Genomic DNA, 21,949 nt, shown 5'->3' on the forward strand with positions numbered 1-21,949 from the left:
CAAAATGGCACTTGTGAGCGGTTCTCAGGATCGTCCCCCCAGCACCTCCTCGACTGGCATGGCCTCCACCGTCGAATCCATCGACCGGGCTCTGCAGATCCTTCAGCTGCTCGACAGTTCCGGCTTGGAGGGTCTCCAGCTGGCAGAGATCTCACGACGACTCGGCTTCACGAAGGCCACGACCCATCGCGCCCTCAGCACCCTTCGCGTACGCAACTTCATCGCCCAGAATGACGACGGCAACTACCGGCTCGGGTCTGCAGCCATCAACCTCGGTGCCGGGATGATTTCCTACAACAACCTCGCGGCCACCGTTCATGCCGCCCTCGTTGGCCTGTGCAATGAAGTCCACGAACTCGTCCATCTGGGAGTTCTCGACGGCACTGACATCCGCTACCTCGACAAGGTCGAACCCCAGCGTGCCATTCGTGTATGGTCCACGATCGGCGGACGCGTTCCCGCAGCGATCTCAGCGATGGGACGTGCGATCCTCGCTTTCCGCGACACGTCCTCGACGGCCCTGATCCCCTACACAGAAGCCCTGTCAGCTCATCCCACGGCCTGCCATGACAACATTCATGCCAAGATCATTGAGGCTCACGAACGTGGATGGGCCCTCGAATACGAGGAGAACGAGCCCGGCATCGCCTGCCTTGGAGTTCCGCTGCTCGCCCATGGAACAGCAATCGCCGCCATCAGCGTCACTGCCCCCTCCGAGCGCATGACCCCGTCGCGTCTGACTGAGATTTATGACGCGATGACCCGAGTGCTTCCTCCCCTGCTCCCTGCCGGAATGACGGTGTCACGCATAGAATCCTCGGATTGACCGGGCTTACGCCTTCCTCCGGTGCTGACCATGACAAAGGACCCCCGCGGATTCCTCGCGGGGGCCCTGATGGCTGGCGGACTCGTTTGTCAGCCTTGGTAGGCCTCAATGGTGATGACGACGCCGTCACCCAGATCGACGGCATCACCGATGGCCAGGTCGATCGTCTCACCACTTTCCAATCGCAACGGGTCCTGGCCGATGCGGCGAACGACGGTGCCGTTCGTGGAATGCATGTCAGTGACCTCAATCCCCCACTGCCCCAAAGCGAACTTCACGTGGGTACGGCTGATGTCCTGGCCAGGAGACGGAACGCGCATGATCTCCTCGCCATTCTCGGCCCGCGGGGCACGCCCGACGAGAACCGCACCCTTGAGATGGGTGGCCTCTCCGGTCGTCGAAACCAGGGTGGCAGCCGCGGGATCTGACGGCGGGGACAGTCGACGGATCGCCGAGGCCGACGCGCCGCGCCAGTCCCCGTCGTACCGCGAGTCGCTCTGAGACTGCTCTGTCTGCTGAGGCTGCTGGGGTACTGCCCCCGGAGCAAGTGCGGAGACGACGCCCTCGGGCTCGGGCTGCACTCCCACCGGCTGAGTACCGGTGTGCACCTCGTCATCGCATCCCAGGCCGTCGTCCTGAGCGCGGACTGGCGCAATGTCCTCACGAGCGACCGCGGTCTCAACGGACTCCGGCTCGGCGGCTCGGGCCGGGACGGGGCTCACGGGTTCCTCGATGTCCGGGGCCACCTCGTCACCATCACTCACCACGTCCTCGTCAGGCACGACAGGCTCAGCCGGAATCGGAACTCCGGTCAGCGCGGACTCAGCAACCGGCTCCGGCACGACAACCGGGTCGGGAGCCTCACCTGGTGCCGGAACCTCGACGAATCCGGGCGCATCTTCGTCGTCTGGCTGCCACTCCTGATCGGTGAGCTCGCGAGCTTCCTCGGTGGCCTCCGAATCGTCGGCCCCCCGCTCCTCAGGCTCCGGAGTCCACGGTTTGAGGGCGTCGTCGGAACTCGCCAACACCCGCGGACGGTGAACCTCGCCGCCCTCCCGAACGACGAAAGGCTCAACCTTGCCGGTCGCGTCGATGATGATCTTGCTCGCCTGGGCAACCCCCAGCAGCAACGGCATGGACAGCCGCTGCTCGGCCTCTTCCATCTCGACGACGACGGTCGATGGGTCGAGCTTCTTCTCGCTCCACGTCAACAGACCGTCGCCATGGTTGACGACCTCACCGGTGGAGGCATCCTTGACAACGACCTGACCGCGGGCCATGGAGAACATCTCGCCGTCGACCCAGAAGAACAAGCCCAGGCTCGGCATCTTCGCCAGCCCGATGAGCGACAACGTCTCCACGAGCGACTGGGGATCATCGGCCTCGGCCACCTGCCGCCAGATGGACGACACCAATCCGGAATGGCGCGGCGCAGCCGGCTGCATGATGACGAGGCTGCTCGGCCCGGCCAGCACCACCCAGGAACCAGGGGTGTAGGTGGCACGCCAGGCACCGAAAGTCTGGGACATTGATCCTCCAGAAGTCGAGGCACGATTGTGGCCATTATTCCGCGGACATGGAGTTGAAGTCGACAAAACTCCCCGATCGCACACGTATTGAGGAGTATGCAATGACATATTGCGGCCCCTCCACCGCGGTGGAGGGGCCGCAATTTCACATCAGTGACGTGATGGAGCCCTCAGACTCACTTCTCCTTCTGGGAGATGACGGCCTGGGCCGCGGCGAACCGAGCGATCGGCACACGGAACGGCGAGCAGGACACGTAGTCGAGCCCGGTCTTGTTGAAGAAGTGGATCGAGTCAGGATCACCACCGTGCTCACCACAGACGCCCACGTTCAACTGCGGGTTGGTCTTACGACCCTTCTCGACAGCCCCGGCGACGAGCTGGCCAACACCCTCCTGGTCGATCGAGGCGAACGGGTTGTCCTTGAGGACCTTGGTACGCAGGTACTCGGTGAGGAAGCCGTTCTCGGCATCGTCACGGGAGATGCCCAGGGTGGTCTGGGTCAGGTCGTTGGTGCCGAAGCTGAAGAAGTCGGCAACCTCGGCGATCTTGTCGGCGACCAGGGCGGCACGCGGCAGCTCGATCATGGTGCCGATCTTGACGTCGACCTTGGTGCCGGCGGCCTCGAACTCCTCGTCAATGGCCTGCTGGACGATGCGACGATGGGTCTCGAGCTCAATCGGGGTGAAGACCAGCGGGATCATGATGTTGATCTGGACGGTTTCCCCCTCCTTCTTGAGCACCGCCAGGACAGCGCGGATGATGGCGCGAGCCTGCATGTCGGGAATCTCCGGGTACAGCATGCCGAGGCGGCAGCCACGGGTACCGAGCATCGGGTTCTGCTCGTGCAACTTCTTGACCTGGGCGAGCAGACGACGCTCCTTGTCGAGCTCGTTCGGATCAGCGCCCTGATCCTCCAGCTTCTGGACCTTGAGGGACTGCTCGACGAGGTTCGGCAGGAATTCGTGGAGCGGCGGGTCGAGAAGACGGACGGTGACGGGCAGGCCCTTCATCGCCGTGAAGATGCCCTCGAAGTCGCCCTGCTGCATCGGCAGGATCTTGTCGACGGCAGCCTGGCGCTCCTCCGGGGTGTCCGCGGTGATCATCTCGTGCATGGCAGGCAGACGATCGGCACCGAAGAACATGTGCTCGGTACGACACAGGCCGATGCCCTCAGCACCCAGCTCACGAGCCTTCGCTGCGTCGGTGGCGTTGTCGGCGTTGGCCTCGACGCCGAGATGACGGATTTCGTCGGCCCAGGAGAGGACCTCCTCGAAGTCAGCGTTGATCTGCGGCGGGATGAGCGGCAGGCCCGCAGCGAAGACCTCACCGGTCGAACCGTCGAGGGTGATCATGTCGCCCTCGTGGATGACGGTGTCACCGATCGTCAGGGTGGCGGCCTTGGCATCGATCTTGATGCCGCGAGCACCAGCGACACAGGGCTTGCCCATGCCACGGGCGACCACGGCTGCGTGGGAGGTCATGCCACCGTGGGCGGTCAGGACGCCCTGGCTCACGATGACGCCGTGGATGTCATCAGGGGTGGTCTCGAAGCGGATGAGGACGACCTTCTCGCCCTTGGCGCCACGCTCAGCAGCGACGTCGGCGTCGAAGACGGCCTCGCCAACGGCGGCACCCGGGGAGGCAGGGAGGCCCTCGGCGACCGGCTGCTCGGTGTGGTTCGGGTCGATGGCCTCGTGCAGCAGCTGATCGAGCTGTGCGGGCTCGATCCGCATGAGGGCCTCTTCCTTGGTGATGACGCCCTCGGCGACGAGGTCGCGGGCCACCTTGAGAGCAGCAGCGGCAGTGCGCTTGCCGTTACGGGTCTGCAGCAGGTACAGCTTGCCGTTCTCGACGGTGAACTCCATGTCCTGCATGTCGCGGTAGTGCGACTCCATCTTCTTCATGGTGTCGATGAGGTCGCGGTATGCCTCTGGCAGCACTTCCTCCATCTCGGCGAGGGAGCGCGGGGTGCGAATGCCCGCGACGACGTCCTCACCCTGGGCGTTGACGAGGAACTCACCGTAGAGCTCCTTGGCGCCGGTGGCGGGGTTACGGGTGAAACAGACACCGGTGGCGGAGGTGTCACCACGGTTACCGAACACCATCTGCATGACGTTGACGGCGGTACCGAGGTCGTCTGGAATCTTGTTGGCCTTGCGGTAGACGAAGGCGCGCGGGTTGAGCCAGGAACGGAACACGGCGTCGACGGCGCGCATCAGCTGCTCGCGCGGATCCGTCGTCCAGTTACCTCCGAGCTGCTCGTTGGACAGCTTCTTGAAGGTGTCGACCAGACCCTTGAGGTCATCAGCAGTCAGATCCGTGTCGGACTCGACGCCCTTTTCCTCCTTGAGAGCGGTCAAGGCATCCTCGTAGATGTGGGCGTCGATGCCCTCGACGACCTCGCCGTACATCTGGATGAAGCGGCGGTAGCAGTCCCAGGCGAAGCGCTCGTTGCCGGCCTCCTTGGCGACGGCCTCGACGGTGTCGTCGGAAATACCGAGGTTGAGGATGGTGTCCATCATGCCGGGCATCGAGATGACGGCGCCGGAGCGAACCGAGACCAGGAGGGGCTTGTCGACGTCGCCCAGGCCACGACCGGTGCGCTCCTCCAGACGCTTGAGTCCGTCCCACACCTGAGAGTCGAGGCCCTCCGGCCACTCTCCCTTCCTCGTCATGGTGTCCACGCAGGCTTCAGTGGTGACGGTGAATCCGTCGGGCACCGGGACGCCGAGACGCGTCATCTCGGCAACTCCTGCGCCCTTGCCGCCGAGCAGCGGCTTCATCTCCGCGCTGCCCTCGGACAAGTCATACACGTAACGGTCAGTCATGACTGATCTCCTTCGATCTGTGCCAGCCTGTTCATCGATTCACGGCGTTCGGACCCGTGCGACTGCGCAATGAGCCCGAGGCCCAGCCCACCATAGGGCCGGATGTCGTCATTCTCTCACGCTCTCGTCCCATTTTCACGAGTAGGAGCAACCAAGGATGACGAAGTAACTCATGTCTCGTCCGGGCTCGCCGGAGCGGGGCGTGACATATCTCCCACCTTTGTCGCAGATGCTTCCCGACTATCTTCCTCGAGCCGCGGATTCTGGTACCCGGCCAGCGACACGATGCCTCCCACAACCAACACGACCAGCATCTAAGACGGGCAAGGGACAACGACGTGACCTGGGGCAAGCCAAAACCGCTGGCCGTCCCCGATCATCCTCGGGTGATCAAGGTCTAGTGCGATAGGACCCTGCCGGCTTGCGCAACCTCGTCCCGGCCGTCTTGGCTCTCTGATCGACGATGTCGATGACCTTCGTCGCGGACTCCTCCAGGGCCAGACCCGTGGTGTCGATGATGGGGCAACCCAGTCGTCGCTGGATCCTGCCAACCTCGTCCAGCTCGTCGTAGATCGCGGCGAGGTCGGCGTAACCGTCCTCATTGCCGAAACCTCCCAGCCCGCGGACCCGACGTCCACGGATCTCCAGCAGCCGCTGGGCGTCGATCGTCAAGCCGACGATGCGCCAACGATCGACCGCCGCCAACTCGACTGGCGGGGCGATCCCGGGTACGAGCGGGACATTGACGGTCTTGTAGCCGAGGTAACCCAGGTAGATCGACAGCGGTGTCTTGCCCGAGCGGCTCACACCCACCAGGCAGATGTCCGCCTCGGTCAGGCGATCGGGGATGGCGCCGTCATCATTACGAACCGCGAACTCCATGGCGGAGATACGGGTGAAGTAGTCGGCCTCAACGCCCACGGGACGACGTGGGACGGCGTCGGCGTCAAGGCCAGAAGCCTCCTCCATCGCGTCGAGCATGGGGCCCATGAGGTTGACCTCGCGGATACCCATTTCCTCGCAGGCATCGGTGACCATGTGGCGCATGTCGGGCAGCACGAGGGTGTGCACCACGCACACCCACTGCCCCGCGTCATGGGACTCCTTGACGGCCTCCAGGGCCGCAACCATTTCCGGAACGGTGCCGATCATGGGATGGCGCACGATGTGCCAGTGGACCCCTTCGAACTGGCTGCGGGCGGCGCGGGCTAACCGAACGGCGGTCTCACCCGTCGAATCGGCGATGACGTGAATTTCCAGGGGCGACTCTGCCATGTCGCCATCCTAGAGCGGGGCCGGTATCGATTGAGTACTCGGGTTTGATACACGGAGCTGCCAAAAAATGCCCATGTCAACGTCACCATCGCCTGTTTGGACCGTTTTCTGGCAGCTCCGTGTAGTCATCGCAGGTATGACCATCCTCCGGCACACCTGTTGCGTCCATCTCTCGGCTGTGTCCGGCACCCGTGGTCTGGGAGACTGCCACCATGGACGCCGCCACCCTGGACCCCGTTGACGAACTCATCGTCGCCGAATCACCGCTGGCCAAGGCTGTGTGGGTGCTAGGTCGCCCTTCCTTGGTGCCATTATCCGGCAAAGGCGCCACGGCGTGGTCTGACGACTGCCGCGACCTCACCGCGATCCCTGAGGGTATTCGCCTCAACCCTCTGACGATAGAGAAATGCAGCACCCCGGTGGTGTGGATGGGCCTGCCCTCCAGTCTTGACGAACTCGACGAACTGCTCGGTATTCTCTGGCGACTTCTCGGACCCGATGCCCACATCGTCGCAGGCGGACGCATCAAGCACATGGCCCGGTCCATGAACGACGTCGCTGCCCGCTGGTTCGACGACGTCCACGCCAGCCTCGGAGTACGCAAGGCCCGCGTGCTGCACTTCTCGTCTCCTCGGGAGCACCCGGCCGTCACTGGGGAATGGCCGCGCGCCAACACCGTCAACGGCCTGATGATCCGAGCCCATGGCGGCGTCTTCCACACCACAGGCCTCGACGCCGGAACGTCTCTGCTCCTCGATCACCTCGACGCCATCGCGGCCGACGTCAACACCGACGTCGTCGATCTGGGGTGCGGCAACGGCATCATCTCCGCACACCTGGCACGCAGACTCCCAGACGCTACCGTCAACGCCACCGATGTCTCCTGGCAGGCCGTCGACTCGACTCGTCTCGCCGCCAGGGCGAACGGACTCGACATCGTCACCCATTGGTGTGACGGATTGTCCGTCCTGTCCGACCAGAGCGTCGACGTCGTCGTCACCAATCCGCCCTTCCATCGCGGAACCGCCCAGGACCACGCCCCGACCCTGGCCATGCTGGCCGACGCCGCTCGCGTGTTGCGACCCGGCGGCAGCCTGTGGTGTGTCTACAACAATCACCTGCCGTGGGCATCCCATCTACGGCGCACGGTCGGGCCGACTCGCCAGGTCTCGCGGAACCGTCAGTACACCGTCACGCGGACCGTCCGCGGGTAGGAGATCATGCCGAGGAGCGGAACCCTCACCCGACGGGCCGGAACCCACCTACCGTGGTGCCATGATGAGTTCTCGCGTCATCCTCGTCAGTGACGATCGCTCCAGCCTCCGCTCCCCCGGCACCCTTCTTTGGCCCGACTCCGCCTGCATGCGCGGCATCCACACCAGTGACTGGGCCGCTCACATCTTCGAGTACGCCATGTCCTTCGAGGGCAACATGACACAGGTACGCGAACTCGCCGCCCAGACCGGCGCCGGCGTCCTGCATCCCCATGGCGCCCTGGCTGTCGAGCCGCCCGGTCTCATCGTCTGTGACGTCGACTCGACGGTCACGCGCACCGAGGCCATCGACCTGCTCGCCGAGTGTGCAGGGAAGGCTGAGGAGGTCAGTGAGGTAACGGCCCGGGCGATGGCCGGAACGCTCGACTTTGCCGAGTCCCTTCATGAGCGCGTCAAGTGTCTGGAGGGTCTGCACGTCGGGGCCCTCGAGGAGGCTCGCAAGGCGACCGTCGTCACCCCGGGTGCGACGGAACTGGTGGCCGCGGCGCACGAGGTCGGCGCAGCCGTCGGGTTGGTGTCAGGAGGGTTCACGGCCATGGTCGATCCGCTTGCTGCGGAAATCGGCGCCGATTTCTCAGCCTCCAACGAGCTCGAGATCGTCGACGACCACCTCACTGGCCGGGTTGTCGGGAACATCGTCGATCGGGCCGCCAAGGCCACCTGGCTGCGTCGTTGGGCCGAGGAACGCGAGGTAGATCTTGAGCGAACAGTCGCGGTGGGAGACGGCGCCAACGACCTCGACATGTTTGCCGCCGCCGGACTGGCCATCGCCTTCTGCGCCAAACCTGTCGCCGTCGAGGCTGCACGAAACACCATCCGTTGTGAGCGGATCGACGCGCTTCGCGCAGTGTGGGAACGATGACCACGATCATGGGGGGCATGACCAACCTCCCCGGAATCCTTCACACCGCTCATGACGGCGCATGGCAGGTCGCAGAGCACGGCTGCCAGGTGCTGGCGTGGCAGGCCGACGACAAACCCGTCATCTGGTTCGACCCCGAGCACGCCGACGAGTCCGACGCAGTCATCCGGGGAGGTGTCCCGTTGTGCGCCCCATGGTTTGGCCACGGACCGAACAATGACCAGGATCCCCAGCACGGCCTGGCCCGCCGCACCGACTTCCAAGTGACGGTCGCGGAACCCCTCCACGTCGTCGGAACCGCTGAGACCGCCTCCATCGGCATTCGCCACGAGGTGGTCATGACCGACACCGCGCTGCAGATGACGCTCACTCTCACCAACCAGGACGAGAAGCCCCGAGTCGTCGAGGGGATGTGGCACACCTACCTGCGTGTCGGGGACGCCGACCAGGCGCGTGTCCGGGGCGTCCGCGGTGCCGACTGGCACAACTTCGCGACCGGTGACGAGGGGTCCTTCGACGCCGACGAACTCCTCATGGCCCCGGACACCGACACCGTCATCCAGGGAGTCGGGCCGGCCCCGACCCTCGTCGATCCGGTCTGGGGACGCGAAATTCACCTGACGACGACGAATTGCCCCAGCGCGGTGATCTGGAACCCACGCTCCTCGTCAGGAATCGGCGACAGCCCGACGGCTCAGGCCTGGCGCGACTTCGTGTGCGTCGAGACCGGCGTCTGCAAGGACAGTGCCGTCCCCCTCGACCCCGGCACCGACCTCGTACTGACGACGACAATCACCGTCACGAGAATGTGAGCATGGTTGCGGTCGGAGGGGCTCGATGCACGTCCACCCGAGCTGTCTCAGGCGTGTCATGCACAGTCGTTCGAGCGTGCCAGTCATCATGGATCGACAGTGCCGTTCCGAGCCCAAAAAGCAGGGGTGCCCCATCCCGCGCCAAGCACCCCCATATAAAGTGTTGTCAACGTTTCGGACCGCATTCAACGGGAACGAAAACAGTGTTTCTTCGACGGCTCACGGGTAGCGCCGTGCACCGTCACCGACAACCAGCCGCACGGTGGCAGGAGGACAGATGTCAGAGCGGATTGCGAACGCAGCCCTGCGTCAGAAGGTGATGAGCGCGGACGACGCGGCTGCGCTCATCAATGACGGTGACCAAATCGGATTCGGTGGATTCACTGGGTCGGGCTACCCCAAGGCGCTTCCGGGTGCCCTGGCCAAGCGCATCAAGGAATCCCACGATCGCGGCGAGAAGTTCACCGTCAACGTCTTCACCGGAGCCTCGACCGCTCCCGAACTCGACGGCGCCCTCGCCTCCGTCGATGGCATCGGCTGGCGCATGCCATACCAGTCCGATCCCCAGATGCGAGGCAAGATCAACGACGGCACATCCTTCTACACCGACATTCACCTGTCGGAGTCGGGCATGATGGTGCGTCAGGGCTTTTTCGGAAAGGTCGACTACGCCGTCATTGAGGCCACCCGAATCACTGAGGATGGGGACGTCGTCCTCACCTCCTCGGTCGGTAACAACGCCGTGTACTGTGACGTCGCCGACAAGATCATCATCGAGGTGAACTCGTGGCAGTCCGAGGACCTCGAGGGAATGCACGACATCTACGGTGGGTTCGCGCTTCCTCCGAACCGAGTGCCCATCCCGATCACCCACCCCGGTGACCGGATCGGTGACAAGTTCCTCCACGTCCCCCAGAACAAGGTCGCGGCGATCATCGAGACCGATGGCCCCGATCGCAACACCCCGTTCAAGCCGATCGATGACGACTCCCGCAAGATCGCCGGGTTCCTCCTCGACTTCTACGACCACGAGGTCAAGCAGGGACGCATCCCCAAGAACCTGCTTCCGCTGCAGTCGGGCGTGGGCAACATCCCGAACGCTGTTCTCGACGGCCTGCTCCACTCCGACCTCGAGCATTTGACCTCCTACACCGAGGTCATCCAGGACGGCATGATCGACCTCATCGATGCCGGGAAGCTCGACGTCGCCTCGGCCACCGCTTTCTCGCTGTCGCCCGAGTACGCGCACAAGATGAACGAGAACGCGGCCTTCTACCGCGATCACATCATCTTGCGCCCCCAGGAGATCTCGAACCACCCCGAGGTCATTCGCCGCCTCGGTGTCATCGGCGCCAACGGCATGATCGAGGCCGATATTTACGGCAACGTGAACTCGACCCACGTCATGGGCTCGCGCATGATGAACGGCATCGGCGGATCCGGCGACTTCACCCGCAACGCCTACATTTCGGCGTTCGTGTCTCCGTCGACGGCCAAGGGCGGCGCCATCTCGGCGATCGTCCCGATGGTCTCTCACGTCGACCACACTGAGCACGACGGCATGGTCATCATCACCGAGCAGGGCATCGCCGATCTGCGTGGTCTGGCACCGCGTCAGCGCGCCCCGAAGATCATCGAGAACTGCGCCCACCCGGACTACCGTCCGATGCTGATGGACTACTACGAGCGTGCACTGCGTGACTGCAAGTTCAAGCACACCCCGCACCTCCTCGGCGAGGCGTACTCGTGGCACACCCGGTTCCTCGAGACCGGCACCATGAAGGAGAGCTGAGCTCGCTGACCCCTACGATCGCCCCAGGACCATCGTGGTTCTGGGGCGATCTTTGTGCGCGGTGCGTGTAGCAGGTGACGATTTTGTCACGCCGGACAAGGTGTGGGCCAGGCGCCACCACGTAGGCCGCTGTACGGCAGCCAGCGTCTCAAACTCGGTGACAAAACTCCCGCTTCACCCGGAGAGTCTGCTCACCGAGGATTGTCGTCGCGCGCAGCTTCCAGGGCGCATCCGAGCGCCAGCAGAGTGGCTTCGTCGTACATCTGACCGCCGATCATGATGCCGACCGGCAGCTCGACACCGCCGACGTGTGTGGTGTGCAGCGGCAAGCTCATCGCCGGACGACCAGTGATATTCCACAGGCTCGTCCATGGGGTGAAGCGGCATTGCGCGTCGAAATCTGCCGATGGATCGTTGTCATTGCGCAAAGCTCCGACCGGCAGGGGTGGCTGAGCAAGCGTGGGGCTGACGATGACGTCAAACCTCTGCCACTGCTGCCCGACGTGACGCGCCACCATCTGGATACCGGCCAAGGCCTCAGCCAGCTCGACTCCGGTGCGCCTTCGCCCCTGCGCACGTAACCACCTGGACATCGGGGTGCACAATTCCTCACGTTCCGGAGGCACCGGGATCGCAGCTGCGCCCACCTCCCACACACACTGGAAGGATTCCCACTCCTCGGGGCCGAAAGGGGCACCTGTCTGTTCGACGATGTGACCCATCGACTCCAGGGTGGCGGCCGTCCGGTCCAGCGCCGCCAGGATGTCCGGGGCAACCTCGGTATCAGCAATAACGGGTTCGCGCAGGATCCCGACGTGTAGCCGTCTCAGGCCCCGGTCGCAGGCCGACAGATAGGACTCAGTCGGAGCGGGGGCATGGTAGGGATCTCCGGGCCACGGTCCGGACAGTGCGTCGAGGGCAGCAGCGGTGTCACGGACCGTGCGGGTCAGTACCCCGCCGCTCACCAGCCCAGGACCGTCAATCCCGTAAGGCCCGGCCGAGACCCGGCCTCGGCTGGGCTTGAGACCAACGACCCCGCAGCAAGAAGCCGGAATACGAATCGAGCCGCCACCATCGGATCCTTGGGCGATGGGTACCTCACCAGCCCCAACCGCAGCCGCGGCGCCGCCAGAGGACCCTCCCGCCATTCGGGTGTGGTCCCATGGGGTGACGGTGGGTTCGCGTCCGTCCGGTTCGGTGTAGCAAGGAAGTCCGAACTCGGGAGCGGCGGTCGTCCCGATCGGGATGGCTCCGGCAGCCCTGAGCCGCGTGACAATGCCGTCTTCGTGGTCTGGCAGAGCCCCACCCACGGCCCGACTACCGATGGCTCGGGGCGCGCCAGCTAACGCGTTGAGGTCCTTGATCGGACAGGGGACGCCGAACAGCGGACCAGGACGGATGTGTCCAGCATCACGTTGACGCTGGAGCTCACGCGCGGCGAGTCGGGCGCCATCATCGTCGATCCAAGTCCAGGCATGGCACTCATCGGCGTGTGCCGCTTCCAGGGCAGCGTCGACGACCTCAACGATCTCGACGTCACCAGCGGCGATGCGGGTGGAGGTTTCCAGGGCGGTCAATGGGTTCATGGTCATGGTCCTACCACCTTCGGGGTCGCGCCATGCCGGTCCTGCATTCATGCGCACATGTCCCGGCGGTGGCACAACAACCTGCCCACCTAGGGCCCCCTGGTCAGCAGTTACGTCTAGGCTGGAACAACACGTCGCCAGGAGGATCGTGACCGAGCAACCCACCCACCCACAACCCCGCCATGCGGAGGCACGACGAGTCTCACCGAGCACGCCACCACGTGCCAGCGCCGAGACCATCGCCACGCTCCCCCCGCCCGAGGATCCTCAGGTCCATGTCGCATCGTCGGCAAGGGTGGGGAGGAGCACCGCCGGGCTCTACCTTGCCGCGGCGATCAGTGCCACCGTCGCGCTCCTCGTTGCTTGGTGGCAGTCCATTCACATGAGCACCTTCATCCAGGCGACCCACCTCCTGACGTGGACCCACCCGAGACCGGGATCGTTGGCGTCAGTACTGCTGGCGACCGCGATGATGTGCATCGCCGGTGCCATGGTGGCCATGCCGGGAATCCTCGCGGTCAACACCTGGCTGGGACGTCCCTGGGTGCGCTGGGGCGCCATCGGTGGCGTCGCGGTCGGATGTGCCGCCGTGACCCTGAACTGGGTGGCGTGGATCGGAATGCCGTTCCTCGTCGCCGCCGGGGTCATCGTCTGGTTGCCGTCGGTGCGCCGGTGGATGGATTCGCAGCGTCCGAAGCCGCCCGAGACTCGCCGCCTCGATGCCCCAGTCATCTACGGCCGCGTTCCGCAGCATTACTGACTGGCCCGGCGGGGTGAGTCGCACTGATCTGACGAGGTGCGCTAAGCTGTGACGAGTCTCCCCAGGAGACATGCGGGCGTAGCTCAATGGTAGAGCGCCAGCTTCCCAAGCTGGACACGCGGGTTCGATTCCCGTCGCCCGCTCTCTTCATGCCCTTTTCCGGGTCCTCTATGATCGCTACTCGTCGGTCGAGGGTTTCCTCAACGTTGCGACGGCCGCCAGGAGGAAGAGAATTCCGGCCACGAATCCGGCCCACACGGCCACCGACGGGCGGTCTGATGGATGCGAGATGAACCGTTCGCCGGACCATGAGCTACCGGTCGGTGAGCCAATCGGGATGATCACGACGTACATCAGCCAGGATCTGTGAGTACTCCCCGCCGTACTCATCCAGACTGATTGACAGGGCGACCGGCATCGGCACGAATCCGAGGGCGTGGCCAGAGTCGTCGGCGAACGCAGACTCCGCCATGGTCACCGGCGACGTCTTTCGGTACATGACGACGTTGTCGGGGAACGTCCTCATGACGTAGTAGGTCTCGCCGTCCTTGGTGAACGACCCGCCTCCGTCACCTTCGAAGGCGCTCCACAGCAGGGCCAGGAACCCTATGACCCCGCTCACCACCACCGCCGCGATGATCGCGATGGCCCGCCCGATGCGCCACCCCTTCGTGCGTCCGGGCATGCGTGCACACTCGGCGATGACCTCGACGGCCAGAGCGACCAGACACAGATCGACGATGGCGATCGTGGTGTTGTTGACAGCCGGGATGAACCGGTTGAAGGACCTCGCGACCGCGACGGCGATGAGCAGGACCGCTGAGATCACGGCCACGGATCGGAGGTACTTCATGAGTGGAATCCTATGTTGCGGCCTCGCTCCCCGGACTGACCCGCCTTGCCGCCATGCGCGAGTGACTGTGCAACCCCGTCCAGCGCGACCTTGACGGTTCCGATCAGCACTCCACCTATGACGACCGGCGCGAGTACCGCTCCGGTCACTGCGAGGGGCTGACGACTCCCGGGACGACGAATTTCCTTGCGGGCAGCCCGATTTGCCATACCGATGACGGTCAGGATGCCCAGGGCCTGGGCCGTCGCGGCGATGTCAGCTCCATCCTCCTTCCCGACCCAGCGCGGGTAGAGGGCTGCCGCCGTGGTAATTCCGGTAGTCGTCAGGGCTGCTGCCACACCGCTCATGTAGTGGTTGGGTTTGCCGCCGAGCGACCACGACGTCGCCACCCGGTCAGCCTTGACGAATCCGAGTGTCATGCTGCTGGCGACGCCGGCCCCGATCCACGGCGCTGCAACCAGGCCGCGACGCAGCGTCTCGGGAACGTATTCGTTGAGGTCGGGCAGGGAGTCGTCGGGGCGGATGAGCCCCAGGCGCACGGCGACGGCGCCCAGATTGAGATCCCATCCGATGCCCACAGCGCGAGGCACTAGCAGGTGCGGGTTCTCAGGTTCGAAACCGCGCAGCGCAATGCGGGAGCCGCTCCCCCACGGCGCACCGACGGGGATGCCGAACAGGCGACGCACGCCATCATCGTCTCGAGTCCAGAGGTTCATGATCTCTCCTTGCCAGAAGTGTTGTGGTTATCGTTGGTGGCACGGTCGACGGCGGCTGCGATGCGCGACCACTCATCGATGAGCTCTGTCAGGTAGCCTCGACCGGTGGCAGTCAGGCGATAGATCTTGCGCGGAGGCCCTGACGGCGACTCCTGCCACTCGGTCGAAACCAGATCACCGCGACGCAGTCGGTTGAGCAACGGGTACAGCGTCCCCTGAGACACGCCCAGATCCGTCTCCTTCTCGAGCCTGTCCACGAGTTCCCCTCCGTAGGACGGTTTGCTCGCCAGCAACCCGAGGACGACGAGTTCGAGCGCACCCTTGCGCAGTTGTCGTTCCGCCACGGTTTTCCTCCTCAACCAAGTAGCTTGACTAACAATGTACCCTGCATTGCATAGTAGTTCAATGAGGCATCCCCTGCTCTTACCAGAGGCTCGTCGACCGCTCGTTCCAAACGCCGCCTGATCTCAGCGCCCGGCGCCTAGCCCCTCCCGCAACGTCGAGATGAGGTGCTCAATAAACCGTTCGGCGTCGACGTCACACAGCAGGTCGACGTTGGGCTCCTTGCCCCACCGCCCCATCTCGTCACCGACGGTCTGGCCACGGGTGAGCGTCCCGGTCAGCTCGACGTCGACGGCCAGTGGCCGCGTCGTCGCAAATCTCCCGGTCACCGCGTTGGCGACGACGAGCGGGTCGTGCAAGTACGCACACCATCCCAACCCGTCAGCCTCGTGGAACTCGAAGTAGAACCTCAGCGCGTCGGCCAAGACTTTCACAACCGGATGTTCCCCTAGCTCCTTCACAGCCCGACGATCCCTCTCGTCCAGCCTGATGACCTCAGTGGCCTGCAACGCCCCAAGCACGACCCGTTTGGACGCCTTCCCCCATGCCTCGAACACCTCATGGCCGGCCTCCGGGTCCACCGCGATGTTCCACTCGCTCGTCGGGCCGGTGTTGCCACGGTGGTTGATCGCTCCACCCATGACGTGCAGCCCCCGCAACAACTGCGGCAAGTCCGGTTCTTCCCGCAGCGCCAGCGCGAGGTTCGTCAGCGGCCCGGTGACGATGCCGACCAGCTCGCCGGGGTATTCCCGGGCAAGATCCACCCACAGTTGCGCACCGCTGCGCCCATCGGGGTGACGTCCGCAGTCCCCCAGCTGGGCATGCCCCAAACCGTGGGGTCCATGGGTCTCCTCGGCGGTCATCACCGGCTCGAGGAGGGGCGCGTCCGCCCCACGCGCCACCGGGGCATCCATCCCGAGCAGCTCGGTCAGCCCCAGGGCATTGCGCAGCACGTCGTCCTGACCGACATTGCCAGCTGTCGTCACCACCCCGACGGTCTCGACATCGTCGCGGCACGCCAGGTAGGCCAGCGCGAACGCGTCGTCAATCCCAGGGTCGCAATCGAGCAGAACCGGCAAGAAACGTGTGGGCATGGCGTCAGAATAGAGGCCCTCCACCGCACCACTGATCGTTGAGTCGTCCCACCTCACCTTCTGCTGAGGCTGTTCGGGCTGGTCAGAGCGCCTTTGCTCCAGGACTCGCACATCCGCGTGTCCTGCCCCCCTCATTGTCCAACGGGTATGTGCCACACATTTCACTGTCCCCTGGTGCCGCCCTGCCCGAATCTTGGAAGGAATCATGCTCGACTGGGTGGACCTCATCATTCGTATCGGAGTCGGCGTCGGCCCCGGAACCCTCATCGAGATAGGAGGCGACGGATTCGGTGCAACTGATCCCCACGTCCGCTGACATGTCTTGCAGCATTCCCGGTCCGGCCTGGAGCCCTCGGTTTGGTCGTTAGCCTTCCTGGAGGACACTTGGCCTTGTCGGAGCAGGTCGTCAGCCACGTGCGTGACGATGCTGGCGAGCGAGTGTGAGGTGTGAGGAAGTCATGGCCGTCGAGGAGAAGGAACCGTCCCGCGCTGAGAGGATCCTTGCGGGCACCGTCGCGTTCACGGTCTGCATGGCTGTGGTGTTCGCGATCGTGGCGATCTTCATCGGTTGGCGCTGGTCGCTGAGGATGTTCGTCGGAGTCCTGCTCATCGGAATCCCCGGCGAGATCCTGCTGGAACTGGTTGGCGAGAACCGAATGTTCCCCCGCAGCGGAGGCAAACCGGGCCAGACGCGAGCTGCACGTTTGCTCATCCTGACGCCCATCCTCGCCGCGTGGGCTCTTATCGTCCTCGCCCTCACCGCCCTCGTCCAGCCGTGGTACGGCGCCGTCGGGGAAATGGCGTGGGTCATGGTGATCGGGATCCTCGCGATCCTCATCCAGGGGATCCGGGACACGAAGAAAAAGTCCTAGCGGGTCCTCATGATTACGGTGGCGGGAGTCGTCAACGCGCAGTGCTTGCGTAGCCCGTCTTTCAGGGGCGGGGCCAATCTTCGAGATCGACCTCGCGGATACCAAGGCCTAGTGCGGCGTGTCGTTAGTTCTTGAATGGTTGGGGTTTGGGAGAATGGGTCATGGCCAATTCTCCTGCCCCGCCGTTGGGTTTGCGTGAGGGTGATCGTGCACGGTTGGAGTCGTTGACGCGGTCGCGTACTGCTGGGGCGGGTGGGGTGTTGCGGGCCCGGATCGTGTTGGCGGCCGCGGATGGTGTGGCGAACGAGCGGATCGCCGAGCAGCTGCAGGTGTCGAAGAACACGGTGCTGACGTGGCGCAGACGCTACACCGACAGCGGTATGGCCGGCCTGGCCGATGCGCCGCGTTCTGGTCGGCCACGGCGGCTGGATCATCGTCAGATCGTGGCCACGACGTTGAAGCCCCCGCCGAAGAAGTATGGCGTGACGCACTGGTCGAGCCGGCTGCTCGCCGCCCACCTGGGCGTGGGGAACGCGACGATCGCCCGTGCGTGGCGTGAGTATGGGGTGCAGCCGTGGCGCAGCGGCACGTTCAAGTTCTCCACCGATCCCGAGCTGGTCGCCAAGGTCACCGACGTGGTCGGGTTGTATCTGGCGCCCCCGGAGAATGCGGTGGTGTTGTGCGTGGACGAGAAGTCCCAGATCCAAGCCCTGGACCGCACGCAGAAGACGCTGCCGATGCAGCCCTTGCAGATCGAACGCCGCACCCATGACTACGTGCGCCACGGCACCACGACCTTGTTCGCGGCCCTGAACATCGCCACCGGGCATGTGACTGGCGCGTGCAAACCCCGGCATCGTCACCAGGAGTTCTTGGCCTTCCTGGAGCAGGTCGCTCGCGCCTACCCCGACCAACAGCTGCACCTGGTGATGGACAACTACGCCACCCACAAACGCGTCGAGGTCCGTGACTGGCTCGCCGCCAATCCGAGGATCCACGTCCACTTCACTCCCACCAGTGGCTCGTGGCTGAACCTGGTCGAAGTGTGGTTCGGGATCATCGACAAGCAGGCCATCAAGCGAGGCGTCTTTCCCTCGGTGAAGGACCTCAACCAGAAGATCCGGGCCTTCGTCAACGGCTGGAACGACCGCTGCCACCCGTTCGTCTGGACCAAAACCGCCGACGAAATCCTCACCACAGCCAACCGTTCGGCAACTTCAAACACGCCGCACTAGACACGCGTGACGTTCCGAGCCGAAAGCACCGTCCTGCGGTAACCAACCCGCGAATATCAGACTGACATCGCCGTCGACAGACACGCGAAACCCCTCGTCAACACCACTTCGGGTCAACACAAGGAGAGGCGCCACCAAGCATCCAGCCTGGTGGCGCCTCATCCTGCCCTCTTGACAAAACCTGCACCCAGTATCAGACGAGCCGGAGGCGGTCATGGTCGCCGAGCTCATCCGCGAGGCCGCCCTGGAGGGCGTGCGCGACGAACTGCCGCACTCGGTGGCCGATGTGGTCGAAGAGATGTCCCTGCGCGAGGACCGCCCCGCGGATCGGCCGCTGATGGACGTGTGGGCGAACGTCTTCGTCGAGCGGGACAGCCAGAAGGGCATCATCATCGGCAAGGGCGGCTCCCGGCTGCGCGAGATCGGCCACGACGCCCGTGCCAGCATCGAGCGGCTGTTGGGCACACCGGTCTACCTCGATCTGCGGGTGAAGGTCGCCCGGGACTGGCAGCGCGACCCCAAGCAGCTCGGCCGGCTCGGCTTCTGAGCCTGAGGCCCAGTGTGAGGTACGCCATTCCGGAAGGGTCACGGTCCCTGGATTCTCCTGCTAACGTGGGATCCGCAACATCCCCGTCTCGGGGGGTAGGACATGCGCGTTTCAGCACGGATGTAGCTTGCGAGATGCACCCGCCTGGAACACCAAGAACCGTCTCCGCCACAACATGAGGTGTGCCTATGTACAACACATCAACCTCGTCCCATCGCTCTGATCACGCCGTGTCACGCCGGCGCGTCTCTCAAGGGTTGGCCTGGTCCGTGCCCGCCATCGCAGGTGTCGCCGCCGCTCCGGCCTATGCGGCCAGCAAGCCCTCGAACTGCACGTCGAAGATCGAGGCATACGCGGACCTCACCTATAACTGGGGCGCCGCCACCTCCGGCACCACCACACAGACGTTCGACTTCACCGGCACGTGGATGAACGTCATGAACATCCCCGCGGACGCCGTGATCGTCAGCATGACCCAGTCGTTCATCTTCATGGCCCGCGATGACTCGGTGAACGGGGGCCGGGGGCCGGGCTTCTACGACCTCGGCAACTCCCACGTCAAAGATTCCAAGAATCTGTGCAACTCCAGCTACCAGAACATCACCGGGTGCCGCTGGACGGCCAACAACACCCGGACCACCACCGACATCAGCTTCTACCAGCGCTCGGGCTCGCCCATCGCGAAGGTGTGGGATCCGGCCAACGGCGCCACGGGGGCCATGACCCGCAACTGGTTCGACTACGACTTCAGCCGGTACGCCACCGCCTTCAAGAACAACTACCCCAACTACACGGGCACGTTCGGGGTCAGCAAGGCGTGGGAGTTCACCTACACGGCCGCCACACAGGGCGGCGTCGTGCCGGCCTCCCTGCTGCCCGCCCCGACCTACAACCCGGACGGCACGTGCAAGAGCTACCTCTTCGCGACGGGCGTGACAGACGGTCAGTACCCGCACACCTACGTCCCGCAGAGTGCCGGCGGCGGTGCCACCCCGACGCTGACCTACTACGCGACCGCCAACGGCCTGACGGACACGCGCACCCAGTTCGCGGCCGCCGTCTCCGTCCGCACGGTCACCTATCGGCTGCCCAGCGGCCAGACGCAGACCATCACGCGCCAGGGACCGTTCTACATCAACTGAATCCCTGTGGCATCTTCTTCGCCCGCCCCGGCTTCCTGCCGGGGCGGGCGGTGTCGTATCCGCGCCGGAGCGGGCCGCCGTCGTGGGTGCGTCACACGGCGACGGCGTCCTGTGGCCCGGCCCACTTCGGTGCTAGACGGTATGGGTGACCCCGATCTGGGGTGAAGCTCTGGCAGGCCGGGGCCTCTCCGCGCAACGATTCGTGGGTTGCCGGACAGGGGCGGCCTGTCTGGCCTTTCCGACATACGTGGGAGGCCCCGGTTGTTTACCGAGCGTACGAGTGTTGGCCTGGATGTGCATGCCCGCTCCGTGGTGGCGCATGCGATGGACGTCCAGACCGGAGAAATCTTCAAAGCCAGACTCTGCCCCGACCCCGTGGAGGTGACGGCCTGGATCAAGGCGCTGCCCGGCCCGTCGGCGGCGATCTACGAGGCTGGCCCGACGGGCTATGGTCTGGCCAGAACCCTGCTGTCACACGACATCCGAACCGTTGTCGCGGCCCCGTCCAAGCTCCAGCGGCCTTCCGGTTCGCGGGTGAAGACTGATGCGATCGACGCCGAACACCTGTCGACGTTGTTGCGGCTGGATGCGTTCACCGCAGTCACCGTCCCCGACGAGCTCACCGAAGCAGCACGCGACCTGGTGAGGGCCCGTGAGGACTGCCGCTCCGATCTGATGCGGGCCAGGCACCGCCTCTCGAAACTCCTGCTGCGACACGGGATCGTCTACTCCGGCGGGCAGGCCTGGAGCAACGCGCATGACGCCTGGCTGCGCAGGCAACGCTTCGACTCCCCGCTGGTCCAGGCCGCCTTCGACGAGGCCTACGACTCCGTGATCACGATCACGGCCCGCCGTGACCGTCTCGATGAACGCATCGAAGCCATGGCCGAGAACAGTCAATACACCGATGCCGTCCGCAGGCTCGTATGCCTGCGCGGCATCTCGACGCTGACCGGGTTCGGACTGGCGGTCGAGATCGGCGACTGGAGCAGGTTCACCGGCAACTCGATCGGCTCGTTCGTCGGCCTGATTCCGTCGGAGAACTCATCGGGCCAGTCCCGCTCACAAGGGCCGATCACCAAGACCGGCAACAGCCACGCGCGCCGACTCCTGGTCGAGGCTGCCTGGCATCACCAGCACCGCTACGTCCCCGGCAAGACCATCCGCGACCGCTGGGACCTCGCCTCCCCGGCCGCCCGGGCCCGCGGAGACCTGGGCAACCGACGCCTCAACCACCGCTGGAACCAGTTCAAGAAACGCAAGAAGCGCCCCATCGTCGCCAACGCCGCCATCGCCCGCGAACTCGCCGGCTGGTGCTGGTCCCTGGCCGTCCTCGAGGAATAGCCCCTCGAGGCCCACAAACTTGGCCCGAAGCCAGGTCCCCGAGGGGTGACGCAGCGACCGGAACGACCCGCGAAACACCTATGAGCAGCCGTCATCAACGATGCCGGCGACGCTCGATGCTAGACAGGCGTGACGTTCCGAGCCGAAAGCACCGTCCTGCGGTAACCAACCCGCGAATATCAGACTGACATCGCCGTCGACAAACACGCGAAACCCCTCGTCAACACCACTTCGGGTCAACAAAGGATGAGGCGCCACCA

General features: G+C 64.7%; 18 protein-coding genes, 1 tRNA gene and 1 pseudogene. 12 read left to right on the plus strand and 8 right to left on the minus strand.

Annotation, left to right across the window (positions count from 1 at the left end; translation table 11 throughout):
* Positions 1–4 precede the first annotated feature (4 nt).
* On the plus strand, positions 5–826 hold the full coding sequence (locus tag ACP8ML_RS10820; RefSeq protein ID WP_117189436.1) for an IclR family transcriptional regulator: 822 nt from the start codon (positions 5–7) through the stop codon (positions 824–826).
* Between the two features lie 89 nt (positions 827–915).
* Here ACP8ML_RS10820 and ACP8ML_RS10825 read toward each other — a convergent pair whose 3' ends face one another.
* The 3 genes from ACP8ML_RS10825 to ACP8ML_RS10835 all read right to left on the minus strand — a co-directional run bounded on the left by ACP8ML_RS10825 (position 916) and on the right by ACP8ML_RS10835 (position 6,458).
* Positions 916–2,355: an FHA domain-containing protein gene (locus tag ACP8ML_RS10825; RefSeq protein WP_117189437.1), complete on the minus strand. Its 1,440-nt coding sequence runs from the start codon at positions 2,353–2,355 to the stop codon at positions 916–918.
* A gap of 176 nt (positions 2,356–2,531) precedes the next feature.
* Complete coding sequence (ppdK, locus tag ACP8ML_RS10830; protein WP_016666236.1) at positions 2,532–5,183, minus strand: pyruvate, phosphate dikinase; 2,652 nt, start codon at positions 5,181–5,183, stop codon at positions 2,532–2,534.
* 390 nt (positions 5,184–5,573) lie between these two features.
* Positions 5,574–6,458 (minus strand): pyruvate, water dikinase regulatory protein, encoded by an 885-nt coding sequence (locus tag ACP8ML_RS10835; protein WP_016666237.1) that lies wholly within the window; start codon positions 6,456–6,458, stop codon positions 5,574–5,576.
* Between the two features lie 212 nt (positions 6,459–6,670).
* Between ACP8ML_RS10835 and ACP8ML_RS10840 the strand changes: the two genes are divergently transcribed.
* From ACP8ML_RS10840 to scpC, 4 genes are all read left to right on the plus strand, one after another.
* Entirely contained in the window at positions 6,671–7,672 is a 1,002-nt protein-coding gene (locus tag ACP8ML_RS10840; protein ID WP_249361278.1) for a class I SAM-dependent methyltransferase, read from the plus strand.
* A 64-nt stretch (positions 7,673–7,736) separates the two neighbouring features.
* Positions 7,737–8,594, plus strand: coding sequence for a phosphoserine phosphatase SerB (gene serB, locus ACP8ML_RS10845; protein WP_117189462.1), 858 nt, complete (start codon positions 7,737–7,739; stop codon positions 8,592–8,594).
* 17 nt (positions 8,595–8,611) lie between these two features.
* Positions 8,612–9,406: an aldose epimerase family protein gene (locus tag ACP8ML_RS10850; protein WP_117189463.1), complete on the plus strand. Its 795-nt coding sequence runs from the start codon at positions 8,612–8,614 to the stop codon at positions 9,404–9,406.
* Positions 9,407–9,683: 277 nt separating this feature from the next.
* Positions 9,684–11,198, plus strand: coding sequence for a succinyl-CoA:acetate CoA-transferase ScpC (gene scpC / locus ACP8ML_RS10855; RefSeq protein WP_117189438.1), 1,515 nt, complete (start codon positions 9,684–9,686; stop codon positions 11,196–11,198).
* A 191-nt stretch (positions 11,199–11,389) separates the two neighbouring features.
* On the opposite strand, the gene ACP8ML_RS10860 is transcribed toward scpC, so the two are convergent.
* A complete protein-coding gene (locus ACP8ML_RS10860; RefSeq protein WP_065673553.1) occupies positions 11,390–12,790 on the minus strand; it encodes an amidase in 1,401 nt (466 codons plus the stop codon).
* Between the two features lie 142 nt (positions 12,791–12,932).
* Here ACP8ML_RS10860 and ACP8ML_RS10865 point away from each other — a divergent pair, with 142 nt between their 5' ends.
* Positions 12,933–13,544, plus strand: a complete 612-nt coding sequence (locus tag ACP8ML_RS10865; RefSeq protein ID WP_117189439.1) for a hypothetical protein — start codon at positions 12,933–12,935, stop codon at positions 13,542–13,544.
* 72 nt (positions 13,545–13,616) lie between these two features.
* Positions 13,617–13,687, plus strand: a tRNA-Gly gene (locus ACP8ML_RS10870).
* Positions 13,688–13,857: 170 nt separating this feature from the next.
* On the opposite strand, the gene ACP8ML_RS10875 is transcribed toward ACP8ML_RS10870, so the two are convergent.
* From ACP8ML_RS10875 to ACP8ML_RS10890, 4 genes are all read right to left on the minus strand, one after another.
* A complete protein-coding gene (locus tag ACP8ML_RS10875) occupies positions 13,858–14,397 on the minus strand; it encodes a hypothetical protein (protein WP_016666245.1) in 540 nt (179 codons plus the stop codon).
* A complete protein-coding gene (locus ACP8ML_RS10880) occupies positions 14,394–15,113 on the minus strand; it encodes a DUF5808 domain-containing protein (RefSeq protein ID WP_117189440.1) in 720 nt (239 codons plus the stop codon). Before ACP8ML_RS10880 ends, ACP8ML_RS10875 begins: the two co-directional genes overlap by 4 nt.
* Complete coding sequence (locus tag ACP8ML_RS10885) at positions 15,110–15,457, minus strand: PadR family transcriptional regulator (protein WP_016666247.1); 348 nt, start codon at positions 15,455–15,457, stop codon at positions 15,110–15,112. The genes ACP8ML_RS10880 and ACP8ML_RS10885 overlap by 4 nt, the downstream gene beginning before the upstream one ends.
* A 123-nt stretch (positions 15,458–15,580) precedes the next feature.
* The gene (locus ACP8ML_RS10890) at positions 15,581–16,660 is read right to left on the minus strand and encodes a nucleoside hydrolase (protein ID WP_016666248.1); all 1,080 of its coding nucleotides are present in this window, start codon (positions 16,658–16,660) and stop codon (positions 15,581–15,583) included.
* 347 nt (positions 16,661–17,007) lie between these two features.
* Between ACP8ML_RS10890 and ACP8ML_RS10895 the strand changes: the two genes are divergently transcribed.
* The 5 genes and pseudogenes from ACP8ML_RS10895 (at position 17,008) to ACP8ML_RS10915 (ending at position 21,689) form a co-directional block, all read left to right on the plus strand.
* Positions 17,008–17,421, plus strand: coding sequence for a hypothetical protein (locus tag ACP8ML_RS10895; protein ID WP_117189441.1), 414 nt, complete (start codon positions 17,008–17,010; stop codon positions 17,419–17,421).
* Positions 17,422–17,582: 161 nt separating this feature from the next.
* The gene (locus tag ACP8ML_RS10900) at positions 17,583–18,656 is read left to right on the plus strand and encodes an IS630 family transposase (RefSeq protein ID WP_117189442.1); all 1,074 of its coding nucleotides are present in this window, start codon (positions 17,583–17,585) and stop codon (positions 18,654–18,656) included.
* A gap of 190 nt (positions 18,657–18,846) precedes the next feature.
* A pseudogene (locus ACP8ML_RS10905) lies at positions 18,847–19,203 on the plus strand (KH domain-containing protein); the annotation flags it as partial.
* 269 nt (positions 19,204–19,472) lie between these two features.
* Complete coding sequence (locus ACP8ML_RS10910) at positions 19,473–20,345, plus strand: hypothetical protein (RefSeq protein ID WP_486702931.1); 873 nt, start codon at positions 19,473–19,475, stop codon at positions 20,343–20,345.
* Between the two features lie 261 nt (positions 20,346–20,606).
* On the plus strand, positions 20,607–21,689 hold the full coding sequence (locus tag ACP8ML_RS10915) for an IS110 family RNA-guided transposase (protein ID WP_117189444.1): 1,083 nt from the start codon (positions 20,607–20,609) through the stop codon (positions 21,687–21,689).
* Positions 21,690–21,949 lie beyond the last annotated feature (260 nt).

This window comes from Cutibacterium sp. LaCa_255, assembly GCF_057458005.1.

What these genes read in the sequence shown, in the direction of transcription:
- ACP8ML_RS10860 (WP_065673553.1), bottom strand. Translation starts at nt 12,790, where the DNA reads ATGACCATGAACCCATTGACCGCCCTGGAAACCTCCACCCGCATCGCC.
- ACP8ML_RS10850 (WP_117189463.1), top strand. Translation starts at nt 8,612, where the DNA reads ATGACCAACCTCCCCGGAATCCTTCACACCGCTCATGACGGCGCATGG.
- ACP8ML_RS10880 (WP_117189440.1), bottom strand. Translation starts at nt 15,113, where the DNA reads ATGAACCTCTGGACTCGAGACGATGATGGCGTGCGTCGCCTGTTCGGC.
- ppdK (WP_016666236.1), bottom strand. Translation starts at nt 5,183, where the DNA reads ATGACTGACCGTTACGTGTATGACTTGTCCGAGGGCAGCGCGGAGATG.
- ACP8ML_RS10825 (WP_117189437.1), bottom strand. Translation starts at nt 2,355, where the DNA reads ATGTCCCAGACTTTCGGTGCCTGGCGTGCCACCTACACCCCTGGTTCC.
- ACP8ML_RS10820 (WP_117189436.1), top strand. Translation starts at nt 5, where the DNA reads ATGGCACTTGTGAGCGGTTCTCAGGATCGTCCCCCCAGCACCTCCTCG.
- ACP8ML_RS10895 (WP_117189441.1), top strand. Translation starts at nt 17,008, where the DNA reads ATGGCCGTCGAGGAGAAGGAACCGTCCCGCGCTGAGAGGATCCTTGCG.
- ACP8ML_RS10900 (WP_117189442.1), top strand. Translation starts at nt 17,583, where the DNA reads ATGGCCAATTCTCCTGCCCCGCCGTTGGGTTTGCGTGAGGGTGATCGT.
- scpC (WP_117189438.1), top strand. Translation starts at nt 9,684, where the DNA reads ATGTCAGAGCGGATTGCGAACGCAGCCCTGCGTCAGAAGGTGATGAGC.
- ACP8ML_RS10840 (WP_249361278.1), top strand. Translation starts at nt 6,671, where the DNA reads ATGGACGCCGCCACCCTGGACCCCGTTGACGAACTCATCGTCGCCGAA.
- serB (WP_117189462.1), top strand. Translation starts at nt 7,737, where the DNA reads ATGAGTTCTCGCGTCATCCTCGTCAGTGACGATCGCTCCAGCCTCCGC.
- ACP8ML_RS10875 (WP_016666245.1), bottom strand. Translation starts at nt 14,397, where the DNA reads ATGAAGTACCTCCGATCCGTGGCCGTGATCTCAGCGGTCCTGCTCATC.
- ACP8ML_RS10835 (WP_016666237.1), bottom strand. Translation starts at nt 6,458, where the DNA reads ATGGCAGAGTCGCCCCTGGAAATTCACGTCATCGCCGATTCGACGGGT.